At 64.1% G+C, this 18842-nt stretch carries 16 protein-coding genes; 5 read left to right on the forward strand and 11 right to left on the reverse strand.

Going from position 1 to position 18842, the window contains the following annotated elements; genetic code table 11:
* Positions 1-73: 73 nt before the first annotated feature.
* Both ACB031_RS18415 and rpmE read right to left on the reverse strand, forming a co-directional pair.
* Entirely contained in the window at positions 74-1507 is a 1434-nt protein-coding gene (locus ACB031_RS18415; RefSeq protein WP_371140033.1) for a DUF2867 domain-containing protein, read from the reverse strand.
* Between the two features lie 127 nt (positions 1508-1634).
* A complete protein-coding gene (rpmE, locus tag ACB031_RS18420) occupies positions 1635-1850 on the reverse strand; it encodes a 50S ribosomal protein L31 (RefSeq protein WP_005306787.1) in 216 nt (71 codons plus the stop codon).
* Positions 1851-1998: 148 nt separating this feature from the next.
* Between rpmE and priA the strand changes: the two genes are divergently transcribed.
* Positions 1999-4206 carry a primosomal protein N' gene (gene priA / locus ACB031_RS18425; protein WP_336291260.1) on the forward strand — a complete coding sequence of 736 codons (2208 nt, stop codon included), beginning with the start codon at positions 1999-2001 and terminating at the stop codon, positions 4204-4206.
* Positions 4207-4285: 79 nt separating this feature from the next.
* Here priA and ACB031_RS18430 read toward each other — a convergent pair whose 3' ends face one another.
* Together ACB031_RS18430 and ACB031_RS18435 are read right to left on the reverse strand one after the other, a co-directional pair.
* Entirely contained in the window at positions 4286-5413 is a 1128-nt protein-coding gene (locus ACB031_RS18430; RefSeq protein WP_371140034.1) for a hypothetical protein, read from the reverse strand.
* A 52-nt stretch (positions 5414-5465) separates the two neighbouring features.
* A complete protein-coding gene (locus ACB031_RS18435; RefSeq protein ID WP_371140035.1) occupies positions 5466-6020 on the reverse strand; it encodes a TetR/AcrR family transcriptional regulator in 555 nt (184 codons plus the stop codon).
* Positions 6021-6157: 137 nt separating this feature from the next.
* Here ACB031_RS18435 and ACB031_RS18440 point away from each other — a divergent pair, with 137 nt between their 5' ends.
* Positions 6158-6556, forward strand: coding sequence for an HPP family protein (locus tag ACB031_RS18440; RefSeq protein ID WP_185450496.1), 399 nt, complete (start codon positions 6158-6160; stop codon positions 6554-6556).
* Between the two features lie 50 nt (positions 6557-6606).
* On the opposite strand, the gene ompA is transcribed toward ACB031_RS18440, so the two are convergent.
* The 6 genes from ompA to ilvG form a co-directional block, all read right to left on the reverse strand.
* On the reverse strand, positions 6607-7743 hold the full coding sequence (ompA, locus tag ACB031_RS18445) for a porin OmpA (protein WP_371140036.1): 1137 nt from the start codon (positions 7741-7743) through the stop codon (positions 6607-6609).
* A 245-nt stretch (positions 7744-7988) separates the two neighbouring features.
* Positions 7989-9509: a threonine ammonia-lyase, biosynthetic gene (gene ilvA, locus ACB031_RS18450; RefSeq protein ID WP_017781280.1), complete on the reverse strand. Its 1521-nt coding sequence runs from the start codon at positions 9507-9509 to the stop codon at positions 7989-7991.
* Positions 9510-9613: 104 nt separating this feature from the next.
* Positions 9614-11455: a dihydroxy-acid dehydratase gene (ilvD, locus tag ACB031_RS18455; RefSeq protein ID WP_042005587.1), complete on the reverse strand. Its 1842-nt coding sequence runs from the start codon at positions 11453-11455 to the stop codon at positions 9614-9616.
* A gap of 146 nt (positions 11456-11601) precedes the next feature.
* On the reverse strand, positions 11602-12546 hold the full coding sequence (locus tag ACB031_RS18460; RefSeq protein ID WP_371140037.1) for a branched-chain amino acid transaminase: 945 nt from the start codon (positions 12544-12546) through the stop codon (positions 11602-11604).
* Positions 12547-12558: 12 nt separating this feature from the next.
* The gene (gene ilvM, locus ACB031_RS18465) at positions 12559-12810 is read right to left on the reverse strand and encodes an acetolactate synthase 2 small subunit (protein WP_005306810.1); all 252 of its coding nucleotides are present in this window, start codon (positions 12808-12810) and stop codon (positions 12559-12561) included.
* Positions 12807-14453, reverse strand: coding sequence for an acetolactate synthase 2 catalytic subunit (gene ilvG / locus ACB031_RS18470; protein ID WP_371140038.1), 1647 nt, complete (start codon positions 14451-14453; stop codon positions 12807-12809). Before ilvG ends, ilvM begins: the two co-directional genes overlap by 4 nt.
* A gap of 384 nt (positions 14454-14837) precedes the next feature.
* On the opposite strand from ilvG, the gene ACB031_RS18475 reads away from it, so the two are divergent.
* From ACB031_RS18475 to ACB031_RS18485, 3 genes are all read left to right on the forward strand, one after another.
* Complete coding sequence (locus ACB031_RS18475; RefSeq protein ID WP_349934276.1) at positions 14838-16352, forward strand: YifB family Mg chelatase-like AAA ATPase; 1515 nt, start codon at positions 14838-14840, stop codon at positions 16350-16352.
* 115 nt (positions 16353-16467) lie between these two features.
* Positions 16468-17382, forward strand: a complete 915-nt coding sequence (locus tag ACB031_RS18480; protein ID WP_017787026.1) for an acyltransferase — start codon at positions 16468-16470, stop codon at positions 17380-17382.
* Positions 17376-18329, forward strand: coding sequence for an acyltransferase (locus ACB031_RS18485; RefSeq protein WP_371140039.1), 954 nt, complete (start codon positions 17376-17378; stop codon positions 18327-18329). The genes ACB031_RS18480 and ACB031_RS18485 overlap by 7 nt, the downstream gene beginning before the upstream one ends.
* Here ACB031_RS18485 and ACB031_RS18490 read toward each other — a convergent pair.
* A complete protein-coding gene (locus ACB031_RS18490; protein WP_017764912.1) occupies positions 18275-18760 on the reverse strand; it encodes a DUF523 domain-containing protein in 486 nt (161 codons plus the stop codon). The two genes, ACB031_RS18485 and ACB031_RS18490, sit on opposite strands and share 55 nt — an antisense overlap.
* Positions 18761-18842 lie beyond the last annotated feature (82 nt).

An 18842-nucleotide genomic window follows, 5' to 3' on the forward strand; every position in this document is an offset into this window, starting at 1 on the left:
AACCCACCAATGACAAGCCAGTAATTAGCATGTCATACCACTTACAAATACCTATTTAGTTATAGATATGGTTTCAATCCATGACGGGGATTCCCGCCATGGCCTCCGCCTTCCGGGCGATCGCCTCCGTCATCCCCTGGAAGATGAAGAGGTGGAACGGCAGCATGGCGAGCCAGTAGGCCAGCCCCCAGGCCCCCTGCGGATGCCAGTGAGCCGTCACCTTGAGCCGGGTCAGCCCCGACTCCTCCGGCAGTATGTTGAACTCCAGCCGGCCGACACCGGGCGCCTTCATGTTGAACAGCAGATCCAGCCTGCGCCCCTCGTCCACCCCGAGGATCTGCCAGGAGTCCAGCATGTCCCCCTTCACGAAGCGATCCGGGTTGGTGCGACCGCGGGTCAGCGCCGGGCCGCCGATCAGGTGATCCATCCACTCCCGCACCACCCACAGCTGGTTCATGTAGAAGTAGCGCTGCTCGCCCCCCAGCTGCTGCAGTACCTGCCACACCACCTCGGGCGAGGCGAGACTGAGGGCCTCGCCGCTGGCGGTGCGGTCATAGAAGCCGTACTCGGGATGACGCCAGCGCAGGCCGAGCGGGGTCTCCTCCCCCTGCTGTTCGGCGCCGAGCCGCTGCTCCAGAGAGAGGCTCTCCGCCAGCGCCTCGTCGAAGCTAAGCAGGGTTTGCGGCAGCAGGGCCCGCAACGGGCCGTCGTCGGCCGGGATGTCGTGCTTGAGGCCCCCCACCAGCGCCTTGGCCACCGGTTGCGGCACCGAGGTGACGAATTGCAGCCACCAGGCGGAGAGGCGCGGGCTCAGGAAGGGGATGGGAATGATGGGGCAGCGCTTGCCGATATGGGCGGCGAACTTCTGCAACTGCTGCTGGTAGCTGAGCAGCTCCGGGCCGGCGGCGTTGAAGACCTGGCCGTCCACCCCGTCGGCTTCCACCAGCCCGCCCAGATAGTGCAGCAGGTTGGACAGTGCAATCGGCGGTGTGCGCGAGCGCACCCACTTGGGGGTCACCATCAGCGGCAGGTTGAACACCAGATCCCGCATCACCTCGAACGCCGCCGAGCCGGGGCCAATGATGATGCCAGCGCGCAGCTCCACCGTCGGCACGCCGGCGCCCCGAAACAGCTCGCCACAGTGGCGGCGGGAGTTGAGATGGCGGCTGTTGCAGGATTCGGGCTGGATGGCGCCGAGATAGATGATGCGACGCACCCCGGCGGCGCGAGCGGCGGCGGCGAAGTTTTTCACCCCCTGCTGCTCCAGCCGGTGAAAGTCGGCCCCCTCTCCCATGGCATGCACCAGATAGAAGACGGTGTCGATGCCGGCCAGGGCGGGCAGCAGAGTGATGGGCTTGAGGCTGTCGGCGAGGCGAAACTCCACCCCGGGCGGCAACCGGCAGGGGCGCCGCGCCCCGGCAATCACCCGATAACCCAGCTCCTGCAGATGGGGCACCAGGTAAGAACCTATGTAACCCGCCGCCCCCATCACCAGACAATTCCTCATTCACTCGCTCCTGCTCTGCATCCCTCGTCAACCACACCACCATAGGGCAAAGCGGGCCCTGACAGAACGCCGACCAATAAAAAAGGCGCCCAGTGGGCGCCTTTTTCAGAATTCTTCAGAAGTAAAATTACTTCTTGGTGGTCATCGCACCGAAACGCTTGTTGAACTTGTCTACGCGGCCGCCGCTAGAAACTTCTTTCTGCTTGCCGGTGTAGAACGGGTGGCACTCGGAGCACACGTCCAGGTTCAGATCTTTACCAACGGTAGAGAAAGTGTTGATGACGTTACCGCAAGAGCACTTGGCGGTGATGGCTACGTAGTCAGGGTGGATACCAGCTTTCATGGACAACCTCAAAGTAATAGGCCGTGTCGCCATCCGATCTTCTGTCGGACACCACACGATTGTTGAACACAGTTTCAAAGGCTGCGAATAATATAGGAAATGCCTGAGATCAGGCAAGTGGCTTCGCAGAAAAAATAGGCAATCTCTGGTGAATTCTTCCCAAACGCTGGATCTGGTTCGTGTGGCTGTGCCGGTGCCGTTACGCCGTCATTTCGACTATCTCTCCCCCCTGCCCTTGCCTGCCCCCGGCTGCCGGGTCGAGATCCCGTTCGGCCCGCAAACCCTGGTTGGACTGGTGGTGGATCACCCGGCCGAGAGCCAGGTGCCGCGCAACAAGCTCAAACCCATCAAGCGGGTATTGGATGCGGCGCCAGTGCTGGGGCCGGATATCCTGGCACTGATGAACTGGAGTGCCAGCTATTACCAGCACCCGCTGGGGGAGGTGCTGCCCCACGCCCTGCCGGTGCTGGTGCGCAAGGGGGAGCCCGCCGCCTATCGCGAGCTGGAGTTCTGGTTCGCCACCGAGGCCGGCATGGCGGTCGATCTCAACGAGCTCAAGCGGGCGGCCAAGCAGCAGCAGGCGCTCGCCTTGCTGCGCAAGGGGCCGCAGACCCCCTCCGCCCTCAAGCAGGAGGAGATCCAGAGTGCAGCACTCAGCGCACTGGAGAAGAAGGGGCTGCTGGAGAAACGCTCGCTGGAGCCAAGCCATGAGGGTGACTGGGCCGCCCGCTTCGAGCCGGGCGAGGGGCTTCGTCTCAACGGTGAGCAGGCGCTGGCGGTCTCTGCCGTCACCAGCCAGAGCGACAGGTTCGGCGCCTTTTTGCTGGATGGCATCACCGGCTCCGGCAAGACCGAGGTCTACCTGAGCATCCTCGAGCCCCTGCTCAAGGCGGGCAAACAGGCGCTGGTAATGGTGCCGGAGATCGGACTCACTCCACAGACCATCAACCGCTTCCGGCGCCGCTTCAACGTACCGGTGGTGGCGATGAACTCCGCCATGAACGATCGGGAGCGGCTCGATGCCTGGCTGGCCTGCCGCGACGGCGGCGCCGCCATCCTGATCGGCACCCGCTCCGCGGTGTTCACCCCGTTTCACGACCTCGGCATCATCATCATCGACGAGGAGCACGACGGCTCCTTCAAGCAGCAGGACGGCTTTCGCTACCACGCGCGGGATCTGGCGGTGATGCGCGCCCATCGCGCCGGCATTCCCATCCTGCTCGGCTCGGCCACCCCGTCGCTGGAGACGCTGCACAACGCCCGCAGCGGCAAGTATCACCACCTCAGCCTGACCCGGCGCGCCGGCAACGCCCAGACCGCCCGCCAGGTGATCCTGGACATCAAGAACGTGCGGCTGCAGGCCGGCCTCTCACCCCAGCTGGAGCAGCTGATGGCAGAGCATCTGGCGGCCGGCAACCAGGTGATGCTGTTTCTCAACCGTCGTGGCTACGCCCCAGCTCTTATCTGCCACCAGTGCGGCTGGAGCGCCGCCTGCGAGCGCTGCGATGCCTGGTACACCTGGCACCAGGCCGGGCGACGGCTGCACTGCCACCACTGCGACAGCGTGCGCCCGCTGCCCCATCACTGCCCGGAGTGCGGCAGCGTTGATCTGATCGGCTCGGGGGTCGGCACCGAACAGCTGGAGCAGCTGCTCGGCACCGTGTTCCCGCAATATCCGGTGGTGCGCATCGATCGAGACAACACCCGGCGCAAGGGGGAGCTGGAGACCCACCTCGGCGACATCAAGGCGGGCAAGTACAAGATCCTGATCGGCACCCAGATGCTGGCCAAGGGCCACCACTTCCCGGACGTGACATTGGTGGGGCTGCTGGATGTGGATGGCGCCCTGTTCAGCGCCGATTTTCGCGCCGCCGAGAAGCTGGCCCAGCTCTACACCCAGGTGGCGGGCCGTGCCGGTCGCGCCAGCAAGCCGGGGCTGGTAGTGCTGCAGAGTCACCATCCGGAACACGCTCTGCTGCAGGATCTGACCCAGAACGGCTATGGCCATTTCGCCGACACGGCGTTGAAAGAGCGCCGCCTGCTGGGGCTGCCTCCGTTCAGCTATCAGGGGCTGTTTCGGGCCGAGGCCAACGGCCGCGACGAGGTGCAGCTGTTCCTCGCCCGCCTCGCCGACACCCTGCGCAGCGCCCGCTACCCACATGTGCAGGTGCTGGGGCCCATCAGCGGCTTCATGGAGCGCAAGGCGGGCAAGTTTCGCATGCAGTTGCTGGTGCAGGGGCCAAACCGGGCGCCACTGGCCCAGCTGCTGGATTGGGCGGTGAAGGAGCTGGAGGGGTGGCCCGAGACCAAGCGGGTGCGCTGGAGCCTCGACATAGACCCCACCGAGCTGAACTGAGTCAGGTTCTGGTTGCTGAGGGTGAAGCGGTCGCTGGCGCGCTTCGTCAGCGACCTAGTTTGCCATGCGGTGGCGGGGTTCAGACCCGCAGGTCGACCTGCTGCACCCAGCCACCCTTGCCCTGCTCGGTCACATAGAGACCGGACTGGCGCAGTACCCCCTGATTGCCGCTTTCCCCCAGATGGTTGAAGGGGGTGTCGAGGGGATGCAGCAGGATGGCACCGATCCCCAGCTCCACCAGGGCGATGGGGGACTGGTCCGGCTGCCAGAACTGCAGCGCCGAGAACTGGCTGTCCCGCTCGTCCAGCACCCCGTTGCCATCCTCATCCAGGGTCGCCAGCTCGCCAAACCCGTTGCCGGAGCGGGCCCCAAACAGCTCGCCGCCGTCATCTATGGTGCCGTTGCCGTTGCGATCCAGCGCCACGAAGCCGCTCCCCTCACTCAGGCCGGGCAGGCTGTCCGCCTTGCCATCCTGATCGAGGTCGAAATTGACCCGGGCGTCGGTCAGGCCGGCTATCTTGCCGTCCAGGCTGAGCACCAGCGGATCCTTTAAGGCATTGAGGGTGGTGCGACGCTGGCTGATGTCGAGCTGGCGCCAGTCCAGCACAAACCCAAGATCCAGCTGCAGGGTCTGGCCATCCTGGGTCTGCACATTTGCCGCCGCCACCACGTTGAGCTGCTCTTTTTGCAGCAGGCTGTCGGTCACCTCCACCAGCTGATCCGGCTCGGCGGCAGGCTGGGCCCCCTCACCCGTCGGGGCACTCACCCCCTCCGCGCCCTGCTCGGCCGGCTTGATGGGATCCGGCAGCTCTATCTTGTGGCCCAGCATGGCCTCGATCATCAGCTTGATGAGCCGCTGGCGATTGTCGAGCCCGTCGTTGGGCATACCATCCTGTTCGCTCTTGCCGGTCTCGGTGGACTTGGCCGAGGCAGGTTCAGGGGCGCTCTGAACCGCACCGGCGGCGCTGCGGCTGGCTATCTGCAGCGTCAGCAGGCTGCTGCGGGTGAAGGTGAGCTGGCTGCCGCCGCCGGCAGCAGCGGGTGCAGAGTCCGCCGGCGCCGTGGCAGGGGACTGTACCTGGCTAGCTGGCGGCACGGGGCCGAGCCGGCGCACCTTGCGGGCCTGGGCCTGTTGCTGCTGGTATTGCACCTCCCCCTGGAGGTCGTAGTGATCGATGCGCATATCTTCGCCCTCGGCGCCATACATCTGGTCAGTTATCGACCAGCTGCCGGGGCGGGCTTAACACCGATTGGCTATATCAGCCGGCAGGCACCTCGCCATCGGCACATAACAGCGCCAATGCCAGCGACCTTGCCTGCACCAGTGCCAGCGGTTGCTGATAGCTGTGCGCCATCACCACGGCCCCCTCCAACAGCAGGCAGATGCCGGTGGCTTGCGCCTCGTGGCAATCTAGCCTGGTGCAGACCCAGTCCAGTAGCGCCTGCTTGTGCGCCACCACCAGCTTGCGAACCGGGTGACGGGGATCGGCAAACTCGGCGCTGGCGTTGATGAAGTTGCAGCCATAGAAGTCACTGCGGCCAAACCACTCCCCGAAGCCGTCGAACAGGGCGTGCAGGCGGCTCTCCTGCCCTTCCTGCCCCTGCAGACGCGCTTCCAGCAGGGCGAAGAACTCCCGCTCGCGGGACTGCAGCACCTCCTCGATCAGGGCATCCTTGGTGGGAAAATGGCGGTAGAGGGTGCGCTTGGTACTGCCGGCCTCCGCCCAGATGCGGTCGATGCCGGTGGCGTGAAAGCCATGGCGGTTGAACAGACGGTAGGCCGTCTCCATCAGCTGTTGCCGTTTTTCGCTCATCGCGTTTTTCCCCTTGAAGTACACCGATCTGTCTACCTAATGTGCCTAATCACGGCTGACAAACCAAGAAGGAAACCGTGATGAAGAGATGGTATGGCCCCTTGTGGGCAGGAGTGGGGGCGACACTGGCGATAGGCGTGCTGGGCTGGTTGAACATCAGCTGGCATACCGCCCTGATCATGGCGCCCTTCGGGGCCAGCTGCGTGTTGCTGTTTTCCCTGCCGGCGAGCCCGCTGGCACGGCCGTGGAACGTGCTCGGCGGCCATCTGCTGACAGCTACCGTCGGCTTGCTGGTACAGGAGCTGCCCCTGCCATTGGAGCTGCAACTGGCCCTGGGCGTGGGGCTGGCCATCGCGCTGATGCAGGGGCTGGATTTGATCCACCCGCCCGCCGGCGCCAACCCCCTGCTGGTGTTGATGACGGGGCAGCAGTGGCCCTTTCTGTGGCACACGGTACTGCCCGGCGCCCTGCTGCTGATCCTGCTGGGTTACGGCTTCCAGCGGGTCAAATGGCAGCGACGGCTTGGTACCGGCTAAACAGACGAGGGAGGCCTGGGCCTCCCTCGTCGTTCATGCAAACACCCTGGTCATTGCGCCTGCTGGGAGACCCCTTCCAGTCGCACTTCCACCCGTCGATCCGGTGCCAGGCAGGCGATCAGCGCCGGTCTGGAGCCGCTGCTGCAGTTGTTGCCGGTGATCGGAGAAGACTTGCCGCGCCCCTCGACCCGCACCTTGTCGGCAAACAGCCCCTTCGCAATCAGGTAGTCTGCCACGCTGCGGGCGCGCTGCTCGGAGAGCGCCTGGTTGTAGGCATCGGAGCCGATGCGATCGGTGTGGCCTATCACGGTTGCCACCCCGTCTTTCGGATTGGCCGCCACGATCTGGCTGAACAGAGCGTCGAGCGCCTGGCTGGCAGCCGGCTTCAGGGTCGCCTTGTTGAACTCGAACAGCACGTCCGAGCTCAGGCTAAAGGTTTTGGGCACCACCACCACCGCGGGAGCAGGCGCCGCCGGGGCCGGCGTGGGCGCCACCACCTCGTCGCCCTGCTGGCCGAAGCGATAGAGCATGGCGAAGGCCAGCAGGCCGTTGTCCATCTCGATGCCTGACTCCTCGGGGGAGGTCTTGCCAAGCGGCGTTGTGTATTGATATTCGAGACGAGCGGCCCAATCACGATCTATCGCGTATTCAATGCCCAACGCTCCCACAAATGCGGCACCATGATATTTGTGCCCCTTGCTATCGAATGAGAGATCGTTGGCCGGATTGGCGGAGTCTCTATACCACCCGGAATAAGCGCTCTCAGTCCAGGCGTAAGCCCCCCCCAGCCTGCTATACACATCCAGCACCGGGGTTGCCGGCAGGCTCATTTTCATCGTGGCCTGCACCATCTGCGCCTTGGCTTCGCCATTCAGCCCGGCAGACTGGGTACCCTGTGATACCGCCTTGTCCAGTTTGTACTTGCCCAGCCAGTCATAGCCCAGCTCGAAGCCCAGATTGGGATTGAGCTGGTAACCGACAAATGCCCCCACGCCAAGATCACTGTGCTTCTTGTCTGGTTCAACAAGGTCGACAACGGCTTTGACCTGCTCGTTGTAGTCCACACCGTAAAAATTGGACCAGCCGGCCTTGCCGCCGACGTACCAGGTGTTGTCCTGAGCGGCAGCCTGCACGGCCCCGCTGACGAGCAGGCCGCTGACCAGCACGGCAAGTATCGATTTGTTCATGGTAAAAGCCTCTGCAATGAGTCGTGATGGGCGCTCTTGCGCCTCTCTTCCCTGATGGGGCAAACCCGGCCCCGCCCATCAGGTTATCCCATCTGTTGTCAGCCTCAAATGACTTGGGACTCAAGAGTGTGAAGCGCCCGGCATTCCCGACCGCAAAACGCCCCATGCAGGGGTATCCGCGGGTGCGCCGGCAGCGCCATGAAAAAGGGAGGCCGATGGCCTCCCTCTTGCTGCTTGCAACGCACCTAGCTGGCCAGAAACAGCCGGTAGGCGGGGTCGTCGCTCACCTCTTTCCAGCCGTAGCCAATCTCGTGCAGGTAGTCGTGGAAGGCGGCCACGTCCTCGTCCGGCAGCTCAAAGGCGCAGAGCACCCGGCCGTAGTCGGCACCGTGGTTGCGGTAGTGGAACAGGCTGATGTTCCAGCGACAGCCCAGGGTCTCCAGAAAGCGCATCAAAGCGCCAGGCTGCTCCGGAAACTTGAAGCTGTAGAGGCGTTCACCGAGGGGCCGGGCAGGGCGGCCGCCAATCATGTAACGCACGTGGTTCTTGGCCAGCTCGCTCTCGGTCATGTTGACCACCGGATAGCCGTTGCCGCCGAGCTGATCGATGATCTGGCCCAGCTCCTCATCTCCGCCGCTGAGGCGCACCGAGACGAACAGCGAGGCCTGCTCGGCATCGGCGTAGCGGTAGTTGAACTCGGTCACCATGCGCGGCCCGAGTTGACGGCAGAAGTCGAGGAAGGCCCCCTTGCGCTCGGGGATGGTCACCGCCAGCATGCCCTCGCGCTTCTCGCCGATCTCGCAGCGCTCCGACACGTAGCGCAGGCTGTGGAAGTTGACGTTGGCGCCGGACAAAATGGCCGCCATCCGTCCCCCTTTCACCTGCTCCCGCTCGCTGTAGGCCTTGAGGCCGGCCAGCGACAGTGCTCCCGACGGCTCGGCGATGGCGCGGCAGTCGTCGAAGATGTCCTTGAGCGCGGCGCAGATCTGGTCGTTGGAGACGGTCACCACCTCGTCCAGATACTGGTTGCACAGGCGAAAGGTCTCCTCACCGATGCGCTTGACGGCCACCCCGTCGGCAAACAGCGAGACCCGCTCCAGATTGACCGGCTCACCGGCCGCCAGCGCGGCCTTGAGGCAGGCGGAGCCCTCCGCCTCCACCCCGATCACCTTCACATCCGGCAGCAACTGCTTGATGTAGACCGCCACCCCGGCGGCCAGGCCGCCGCCCCCCACCGGCACGAAGACGTGGGTGAGATGGGTGTCCTGCTCCAGCAGCTCCTTGCCGATGGTGCCCTGCCCGGCGATCACCTCGACGTCGTCAAACGGCGGGATCAGGGTGTAGCCCTCCAACTCGGCGAGACGGCGGCTCTCGCCGTAGGCCTCGTCGAAGCTGTTGCCAAACAGCAGCACGTTGCCGCCCTGGCGGCGAACCGCATCGATCTTGATGTCCGGCGTGGTCTTGGGCATCACTATGATCGCCTTGATGCCGAGCCTGGCGGCCGACAGGGCGACCCCCTGGGCGTGGTTGCCGGCAGAGGCGGCGATGACGCCGCGCTCCTTCTGCTCCTGGGTCAGGGTGGCAATCTTGTGGTAGGCGCCGCGCAACTTGAAAGAGTGAACCGGTTGCAGATCCTCCCGCTTCAGACTGACGTGGTTGCCGAGCCGCTCGGAGAGTTTCTTCAGGGTTTGCAAAGGGGTGACCCGCGCCGCCTCATAGACGGGGGAGAGCAACACCTTGCGTAGATAATCCGCCGCAGAGACCATGACTTATTCCCCCAGCATCGAGCGATCGCGCCACATCAACCCTTTGTCGGCGCAAAGACCGACCAGTCGGGTCGACTGCTCATAATTCATATTGGAATTCATCTTTATTCCCCCAACAGGGTGCGATCACGCACCGCGCCTTTATCTGCGCTGGTGGCAAACATGGCATAGGCGCGCAGGGCAAAGGAGACCTGACGCTGGCGATCGAGCGGCTTCCAGCCACGGGCCTCGACGGCGACGCGGCGGGCGGCCAGCACGCTGTCGGCCACCTCCAGCACCATGCTGCGAGCCGGGATGTCGATGTTGATGATGTCGCCATCCTCCACCAGACCGATAGTGCCGCCGGAGGCTGCCTCCGGCGAGACATGACCGATGGAGAGACCCGAAGTGCCGCCGGAGAAGCGGCCGTCGGTGATCAGCGCACACGCCTTGCCGAGGCCCATGGATTTCAGATAGGTGGTGGGGTAGAGCATCTCCTGCATGCCGGGGCCCCCTTTCGGACCCTCGTAGCGGATCACCACTACTTCACCTGCCTGGACTGTGCCATCCAGGATACCGGCGACCGCCGTGTCCTGGCTCTCGAATACCCGGGCCGGGCCACGGAAGGTGAGGTTCTCCTCGTCCACCCCGGCGGTCTTGACGATGGCACCATTCAGCGCCAGGTTGCCGGCGAGCACGGCCAGGCCCCCTTCCAGGCTGTAGGCGTTGTCCAGCGAACGGATGCAGCCCTCGGTGCGGTCCAGATCCAGCTCCGGCCAGCGGCAATCCTGGCTGAACGCCTTGGTGGTGCGGATGCCGGCCGGGCCGGCGCGGTAGAAGTCCACCACCTCCTGACTGGGCTGGCGGCTGACGTCATACTCGGCCAGCAGCTCCACCAGCGAGGTGCCCAGCACGTTGCGGGCGTCGCCGTGCACCAGACCCGCTTTCTCCAGCTGGCCCAGGATGGCGATGACTCCGCCGGCGCGGTGCACGTCTTCCATGTGATATTTCTGGGTGGAGGGCGCCACCTTGCACAGCTGGGGCACCTTGCGGGACATGCGGTCGATGTCGGCCATGGTGAAGTCGACACCCGCCTCCTGGGCCGCCGCCAGCAGGTGCAGCACGGTATTGGTGGAGCCGCCCATGGCAATGTCGAGCGCCATGGCATTCTCGAACGCCGCCTTGGTGGCGATGTTGCGCGGCAAGGCACTCGCATCATCTTGTTCATACCAGCGCTTGGCCAGGGTCACGATGCGCTGGCCCGCCAGCTTGAAGAGCTGCTCACGGTCTGCGTGGGTCGCCAGCAGGGAACCGTTGCCCGGCTGGGAGAGACCCAGCGCCTCGGTCAGGCAGTTCATGGAGTTGGCGGTAAACATGCCGGAGCAGGAGCCGCAGGTGGGACAGGCGCTGCGCTCCACCTGTTCGCTCTGGGCGTCTGAAACCTTGGGGTCGGCGCCCTGGATCATGGCGTCCACCAGATCCAGCTTGATGATCTGATCGGAGAGCTTGGTCTTGCCCGCTTCCATCGGGCCGCCGGAGACGAAGATCACCGGGATGTTGATGCGCAGGGCGGCCATCAGCATCCCCGGGGTGATCTTGTCGCAGTTGGAGATGCAGACCATGGCATCGGCGCAGTGGGCGTTGACCATGTACTCCACCGAGTCGGCGATAAGCTCCCGCGACGGCAGGGAGTAGAGCATGCCGCCGTGGCCCATGGCGATGCCGTCATCCACTGCGATGGTGTTGAACTCCTTGGCGACCCCGCCGGCGGCTTCGATCTCGCGCGCCACCAGCTGGCCCAAGTCCTTGAGGTGGACGTGGCCCGGTACGAACTGGGTGAAGGAGTTGACCACGGCGATGATGGGCTTGCCGAAATCCTGATCGGTCATGCCGGTGGCACGCCAGAGGGCGCGGGCCCCGGCCATGTTACGTCCGTGGGTGGTGGTGGCGGATCTCAACTTCGGCATTGTCTCTACTCCCTGAATGCCCAGCGGGCTCATTATCTTTGGAAATGAAAAAGTGACTCTCGGATCGGGAATCGATCCTGGTGAGGGCACCGCCGGGTGCCCTGACCGGAAGCGACTCGGGGAGGCACATCGCCTCCCCTCATTTGTCAGTCAGCCACCGGCGTCAACCAGCCCCACTTGTCTTCGGTCTGGCCGTTGAACAGGCCGAAGAAGGCGTTCTGCAGCTGCTCGGTCACCGGACCGCGGCAACCGGCACCCACCTGCATGCGATCGACGGAGCGCACCGGGGTCACCTCGGCTGCCGTGCCGGTCATGAAGATCTCGTCTGCCACATACAGGGCCTCACGGGGCAGCGCCTGCTCGCGCACCTCGTAACCCAGATCGCGGGCCAGCGTCATGATGGTGTCGCGGGTGATGCCGGGCAGGATGGCGGCGGTAACGGGCGGGGTGAACAGCACGCCGTTCTTCACCAGGAACAGGTTCTCCCCCGCCCCTTCGCTCAGGTAACCGTTCACGTCCAGCGCCAGCCCCTCGGCGAAGCCGTTGCGCTTGGCCTCGCGACTGATCAGCTGGGAGGACAAATAGTTGCCGCCCGCCTTGGCACCGGTGGGAATGGTGTTGGGAGCGAGCCGGTTCCAGGAGGTGACGCACACATCCACCCCGTTCTTCAGTCCCTCTTCGCCGAGATAGGCGCCCCAGGGAATGGCCGCAACGATCACGTCGGCCTTGGCATCCTTGGGAGGATGCAGGCCAAGGCCCACGTTACCGATGAAAGCCAGCGGGCGCAGGTAGCCGCTTTTCAGGCCGTTCTCGCGCACCACGGTGCGGCAGGCCTCATTGATCTCGGCCTCGTTGTAGGGGACGTCCATCCAGTAGATCTTGGCGGAGTCGAACAGGCGGCGGGTGTGCTCCTGCAAACGGAAGATGCAGGTCCCCTTTGGGGTGTCGTAGGCGCGAACCCCCTCAAACACCGAGGAGCCGTAGTGCAGGGCGTGGCTCATCACGTGCACCTGGGCATCCTGCCAGGGCACCAGTTTGCCGTTGAACCAGATGTATTGGGGATGAGTGGCGGATTGGGAAGGCTGTGACATTGGCTTGGCTCCTTAAGCTCTGATCCGGGGTTGCTGTTCCAGTGCATCGACCCGGGAGACGTCCACCAGCTTGACCAGCTGGCTCCACAACTGCTGGATGGGACGCACCGACTCGACAGTAACCGTGATCCGCAGTTGTTGGCAATCCTGCTCCATGTTGAGAGCGCAGAGGTTGAAACCGCGGTGACGCACCACCCGCAGCACCCGCTCCATCACTTCGGGTCTGGGCTGGGCATGGATTTGCAAGGTATTGAACTGACTCATGGGCGTTGCTCCATCATCTGGTGGTTGGCGACTCCTGGCGGTACCAGGGGCCAGACGTTTTCTTCCTCTGAAATGGCCACATGCAGCAGATAGGCGCTCTCACTCGCCAGCAGACGGTCGAGCGCCGGAGCTATCTCCTCCTTGCATGTGATGGTCTCGCCCGGGATGCCGAAGGCGGCGGCCAGGGCGACGAAATCGGGATTGTCGGAGAGGATGGTCTCGCTGTAACGGCCGTCGAAGAACAGCTCCTGCCACTGGCGCACCATGCCGAGGCGCTGGTTGTCCAGCAGCACCATCTTCACCTTGAGCTGGGCCCGGCGGATGGTGCCAAGCTCCTGCACGTTCATCATGAAAGAGCCGTCGCCGCTCACCAGCACCACCTCATCTTCGGGGCGCGACATCTTGGCGCCGATGGCGGCGGGCAGACCGAAGCCCATGGTGCCGAGACCAGCGCTGGAGAGGTGGTTGCGCGGGCTGGTGAAGCGCATGTGTTGGGCCACCCACATCTGGTGCTGACCGACGTCGCAGGCCACCACGCTGCTCTCCGGCAACCTGGCAGAGAGCTGCTTGAGCAGCGCCGGAGCATAGATGGGCTGGCCGGGATGGTCGTAGCGGAAGGCGTACTCGCGGGCCATGTTCGTGCAGTGCTCACGCCAGGGCTCGATGGCCAACGTCATGGCGAGGTGCGGCAGCACCTGTTTCAGATCCTGGGTGATGCCCACTTCGGCGGCGCGGCGCTTGCCGAACTCGGCGGCGTCCACATCCAGGTGGATCACCTTGGCCTCGGGGGCGAACTCCTCCAGCTTGCCGGTCACCCGATCATCGAAACGAGCGCCCACCACCACCAGCAGGTCGCACTGCTGCACCGCATAGTTGGCGGCCTTGGTGCCGTGCATGCCGAGCATGCCCAGATAAACAGGGCTGTCGGGGTCGAGCGCGCCTATTCCCTTGAGGGTGGTGACCGCAGGCATGCCGGTGGCGACGGCAAAGTCGCGCAGCTGCTGCTCGGCATTAGCCATGCCCACCCCGCCGCCGACGTAGAGCACCGGACGCTCGGCGGCGGCCAGCAGGGTGCGAGCGGCCGTCAACTCGGCCGGATTGAGATGCTCGGGCTCCGCCACCGCAAACAGCGGACTCTGGGCCGGCACTGCGGCCAGTTGCACGTCCTTGGGCAGATCGATCAGCACCGGACCTGGGCGCCCCTCGCTGGCGATGGCGAAGGCCTCGGCGATCACCTGAGGCAAATCCACCACGTCCGTCACCATAAAGGAGTGCTTGGTGCAGGAGAGAGACATGCCGAGCACATCGACCTCCTGAAACGCATCTGTCCCCACGGCGGCGCAGGGCACCTGACCGCTGATGGCCACCAGCGGCACCGAGTCGAGCAGCGCCTCCGCGAGGCCGGTCACCAGGTTGGTGGCGCCCGGACCCGAGGTGGCGATGCAAACCCCCACCTGACCGGAGGCGCGGGCATAACCCACCGCCGCCATGGCGGCCCCCTGCTCGTGGCGGCAGAGCTGGTGCGCCAGACCGCCGTCATACAGGGCATCGTAGACCGGCATGATGGCCCCACCCGGGTAACCAAACACCTGGGTCACACCCTGTTTCTTGAGAGCCTGTACCAAAAACTGCGCGCCGTTCATCTGGAAAATCCTGTCCTTTGGTCGAAAAAAAACCCCCGGGCCGTGAGGCTCGGGGGTCGCTTGTTTCGTTCTGTCCGGTGGTGGGTCTATCCCTTGTTCCGTGCAGCTAAACGAGCCCCGAGCGGTGAGATAATAATCACCACTAGGACCACAATAATGCTGACGAAACGGGAGGCCATGTTCATAGTTACAACCGGAAATCCTGTGAAATTGGGGCGGTTTTTACCGCGAATGGCTATTAGAACTAGCACGGCGGATTTTATTGGGCAAGCGTTTTTTGCCTGACAAGACTCTGATTTTCACTGAGTCCAATCGCGTCAGTTGGAACAAAAAACTAATAAAAAACGGTTAACCAGCATATACATCAAACCAAGGACGGGATTTATGTCATTAGCTGTGGTTTATAGCCGTGCCAGCCTGGGAATAGCGGCCCCGCAAGTCACGGTGGAAGTGCACCTCTCCAACGGTCTGCCCGCCTTCAACATGGTGGGCCTGCCGGAAACCTCGGTGAAGGAGTCGCGGGATCGGGTGCGCAGCGCCCTGCTCAACGGCAATTTCGAGTTCCCGAGCAAGCACATCACGGTCAATCTGGCCCCCGCCGATCTGCCCAAGGAGGGGGGCCGTTTCGATCTGGCTATCGCCATCGGTATTCTCGCCGCTTCCAAGCAGATACCCGCAAAATACCTGCTTGATCACGAATTTTTGGGGGAGCTGGCCCTGACCGGCGAGATCCGCCCCGTGCTCGGTGTGCTGCCCGCCGTGCTCGCCTGCCGCGATGCGGGTCGCACCCTGCTGGTACCGCGGGAGAACGGCCCCGAGGCCTCGCTGATCCAGGACGCCGAGGTACGCACCGCCCATCAGCTGCTTGCCGTCACCGCCTGGCTGGCGGGTCAATACGAGCTGCCGCTGCCGGATCCCCAGAGCGCGGAGGCCCTGCCCGATGTGCCGGATCTGCAGGATGTGATCGGCCAATCCCAGGCCAAGCGGGCGCTGGAGATCGCCGCCGCCGGCAGCCACAACCTGCTGTTCATCGGCCCGCCCGGCACCGGCAAGAGCATGCTGGCCAGCCGCTTGCCCGGCATTCTGCCACCGCTGAGCGAACAGGAGGCGCAGCAGACCGCCGCCATCCACTCCATCGGCGGCCTCACCCCGCGCGCTGGTCACTGGCACCACAGACCCTATCGCACACCGCACCACAGCGCCTCGACAGTGGCGCTGGTGGGTGGTGGCAGCCACCCGCGGCCCGGCGAAATATCCCTGGCCCACAACGGGGTGCTGTTTCTGGATGAACTGCCGGAGTTCGAGCGCAAGGTGCTCGACTCCCTGCGCGAGCCGCTGGAGACCGGCCACATCACCATCAGCCGGGCCGCCCGCCAGGTCGATTTCCCCGCTCGCTTCCAGCTGGTCGGCGCCATGAACCCCAGCCCTTGCGGCCACTACGGCGATGGCCAGACCCGCTCCAGCCCGGATCAGATCCTGCGCTACCTCGGCAAGCTCTCCGGCCCCTTTCTCGACCGCTTCGACCTGACGGTGGAGGTGCCGCTGCTGCCCAAGGGGAGCCTGACCGGCAAGGCGGAGCGGGGGGAGTCGAGCGGTCAGATCCGCGAACGGGTGCTGGGCGCGCGGGAGCGCATGCTGAGCCGCAACGGCAAGCTCAACAATTTGCTTGATAGCCGCGAAATCGAAGAAATTTGCCGCTTGTCGCCGCAAGATGCCGAGTTTCTGGAGAACGCCATCCAGAAGCTGGGGCTCAGCATCCGGGCCTGGCACCGCATCCTGCGGGTATCGCGCACCATCGCCGATCTGGCGGGGCACGCCGCCATCGAAAGAGAGCACCTGATCGAGGCGCTCGGCTATCGGGCCATGGATCGGCTGCTGTCACGGCTGCGCAGCGGCTGATGGGTCGCAAGCGCACCTGACGGCCCTGCATGGTCTCGCGGGCCATCGGCTGATATTATGGCCACAGATCTGACCACTTGATGGCCCTTTATCGACAGCAAGACGGACCCGACCCATGCCCAACAAGCTGATTGAGCGACTGCGCGGCAGCCTCTCGACCCTGCTCTATTTTCTCAACACCCTGTTCTGGTTTATCCCGATCCTCTCGCTGGGCCTGCTCAAGCTGGTGCTGCCCCTCAAGGGCTGGCGCACCTTCTGCAACGCCCTGCTGGATGGCAGCGCCGGCTGCTGGATCGGTTTCAACAACCTGATCCAGAAAACCATCATCAGAACCCCTTTCGATGTGGTCGGAGTGGACAAAGGGCACCGGAATGAGTGGTATATGGTGATTGCCAACCATCAATCCTGGGTCGACATACTGGTACTGCAGCGGGTTTTTAATCAAAAAATCCCCTTCCTGAAGTTTTTCCTCAAGAAAGAACTGATTTGGGTACCTTTTCTCGGTCTGGCCTGGTGGGCACTGGACTTCCCCTTCATGCAGCGATATTCCCGCAAACTGCTGGAAAAGAAGCCCCATCTGAAGGGAAAAGACATAGAGACCACGCGCAAGGCCTGTGCCAAGTACCGCCACATGCCGGTGAGCGTGATGAACTTTGTCGAGGGCACCCGCTTCACCGCCCGCAAACACGACAAACAGGCAGCGCCCTATCGCCACCTGCTGCACCCGAGGGCTGGCGGCATTGCCTTCACCCTGGCAGCCATGGGCGATCAGCTGCACAAGCTGGTGGATGTCACCATCGCCTATCCGGGCGGCATCCCCAGCTACTGGGACTTCATGTGCGGTCGGGTCAAGGAGATCAAGGTTCGGGTCCGCTTTCTGCCGATCGAACGCAATCTGGTGGGGGATTACTTCAATGACCCCGAGTTCCAACAAGAGTTTCAGCAGTGGTTGAACGGGATCTGGCACGAGAAGGACCAGACCCTGAACCAGCTGCTGGCAGACAAGACGCCCCAAACTACGCCATGCTAAGCCTGCTCCCGGGTCCGCTGGTGCTGCTCATCAGCGCCAGCCTGACCATACTGTTTACCGCCCTGTGCGCCAGCCTGATCCTGCTGGTGTCGCTGGTCAAACTGCTGCCCGTTCCGCTCCTGGCCCGTGCCTGCAGCCGGCTCAACAACCGCTTCATGCGGCTGTGGCTGGCCTGCAACGCCCTGGTGATCCGCCTCACCACCCGCATCGACTGGCAGGTGGAGGACGACACCCGGCTGCGCAAGGATGGCTGGTATCTCATCATCAGCAACCACATGAGCTGGACCGACATAGTCGTGCTGGGTCACCTGTTTCGCGACCGGCTGCCGGTCCCCAAATTCTTCATGAAGCACGAGCTCATCTACATACCGCTGCTGGGGCTGGCCTGCTGGGGGCTGGACATGCCCTTTATGCGTCGCTACTCACGGGAGTTCTTGCTGCGCAACCCGCATCTGCGGGGCAAGGATATCGAGACCACCCGCAACGCCTGCGAGCAGTTTCGCCACATCCCCACCACCGTCATCAACTTCGTGGAGGGGACCCGCTTCACCGAGGCGAAGCGCGATGCCTCCCGCTCCCGATACCAGCATCTGATGCCGCCCAAGGCGGCGGGGCTGGCCTTCACCCTGGCGGCCATGGGGGAGCAGTTCGACAGCCTGATCAACGTCACCATCAGCTATCCGGACAACGTCGAGACCCCCTTCAAGGACTTCCTGATGGGGCGGATGAAGCGCATCCGGGTGCGGATCGAGGAACTGCCGGTGGACGAGCAGCTGGTGGGGGATTACTTCAATGACAAGCAGTTCAAACGCGGCTTTCAGGAGTGGCTGAACCAGCGCTGGCAGGAGAAGGACGCCGTGCTGGCGCAGTGGCAGGCGGCCGATGCGGTGGCTCAGACCGATCCGCAGGCCGCCGAGGCGAGCGCCGAGGCCAGCTCGGGCAGCTGATCCTCGCTGAACACGGCAATGCCGTGGCGACGCAGCAGGGCAGTGGTCATGCCCTCGCCCGCCACGGACTGCCCCTCGAAGCGGCCGTTGTAGATGCGGCCGCTGCCGCAGGAGGGGCTCCCCTCCTTGAGCAGGGCGAAGCGAATGCCCTGCTGCTGACAAGTCGCCAGCGCCAGCGCGGCGCCACGGGCAAACTCAGCCGTCACATCCAGCCCGCTTGCGGTCATCACTCGCTCCCCTTGCCGCTCGGCAGGGGGGCGCGGGGTCGGCAGACCGCCCGCCACCTCGGGGCAGAAGGCCAATGCCCGCCCCTCGGCCCCCAGCGTCTGCAGCCAGTCGCTGACGATGCCCTTGCTCTGGCCGTCGTAACGAACCGGCTGACCCAGCAAGCAGGCACTCACCAATACCTTGTGCACGCTGGTCTCACTCATGCTTTGCTCCCCCGCTGGCTAAAACCTGGGCCCTCGTAGCGCAACGAACATGGACCCAGCAGACAGGCGCTTACCAATACCT

The organism is Aeromonas sp. S8(2024) (assembly GCF_041403085.1).
Taxonomy (GTDB): domain Bacteria; phylum Pseudomonadota; class Gammaproteobacteria; order Enterobacterales; family Aeromonadaceae; genus Aeromonas; species Aeromonas dhakensis.

Bases quoted from the DNA above. Each gene is read 5' to 3' on its own strand.
- ACB031_RS18415 (WP_371140033.1), bottom strand. From the start codon at position 1,507: ATGAGGAATTGTCTGGTGATGGGGGCGGCGGGTTACATAGGTTCTTAC.
- rpmE (WP_005306787.1), bottom strand. From the start codon at position 1,850: ATGAAAGCTGGTATCCACCCTGACTACGTAGCCATCACCGCCAAGTGC.
- ACB031_RS18430 (WP_371140034.1), bottom strand. From the start codon at position 5,413: ATGTATGGCGCCGAGGGCGAAGATATGCGCATCGATCACTACGACCTC.
- ACB031_RS18435 (WP_371140035.1), bottom strand. From the start codon at position 6,020: ATGAGCGAAAAACGGCAACAGCTGATGGAGACGGCCTACCGTCTGTTC.
- ompA (WP_371140036.1), bottom strand. From the start codon at position 7,743: ATGAACAAATCGATACTTGCCGTGCTGGTCAGCGGCCTGCTCGTCAGC.
- ilvA (WP_017781280.1), bottom strand. From the start codon at position 9,509: ATGGTCTCTGCGGCGGATTATCTACGCAAGGTGTTGCTCTCCCCCGTC.
- ilvD (WP_042005587.1), bottom strand. From the start codon at position 11,455: ATGCCGAAGTTGAGATCCGCCACCACCACCCACGGACGTAACATGGCC.
- ACB031_RS18460 (WP_371140037.1), bottom strand. From the start codon at position 12,546: ATGTCACAGCCTTCCCAATCCGCCACTCATCCCCAATACATCTGGTTC.
- ilvM (WP_005306810.1), bottom strand. From the start codon at position 12,810: ATGAGTCAGTTCAATACCTTGCAAATCCATGCCCAGCCCAGACCCGAA.
- ilvG (WP_371140038.1), bottom strand. From the start codon at position 14,453: ATGAACGGCGCGCAGTTTTTGGTACAGGCTCTCAAGAAACAGGGTGTG.
- ACB031_RS18475 (WP_349934276.1), top strand. From the start codon at position 14,838: ATGTCATTAGCTGTGGTTTATAGCCGTGCCAGCCTGGGAATAGCGGCC.
- ACB031_RS18480 (WP_017787026.1), top strand. From the start codon at position 16,468: ATGCCCAACAAGCTGATTGAGCGACTGCGCGGCAGCCTCTCGACCCTG.
- ACB031_RS18485 (WP_371140039.1), top strand. From the start codon at position 17,376: ATGCTAAGCCTGCTCCCGGGTCCGCTGGTGCTGCTCATCAGCGCCAGC.
- ACB031_RS18490 (WP_017764912.1), bottom strand. From the start codon at position 18,760: ATGAGTGAGACCAGCGTGCACAAGGTATTGGTGAGTGCCTGCTTGCTG.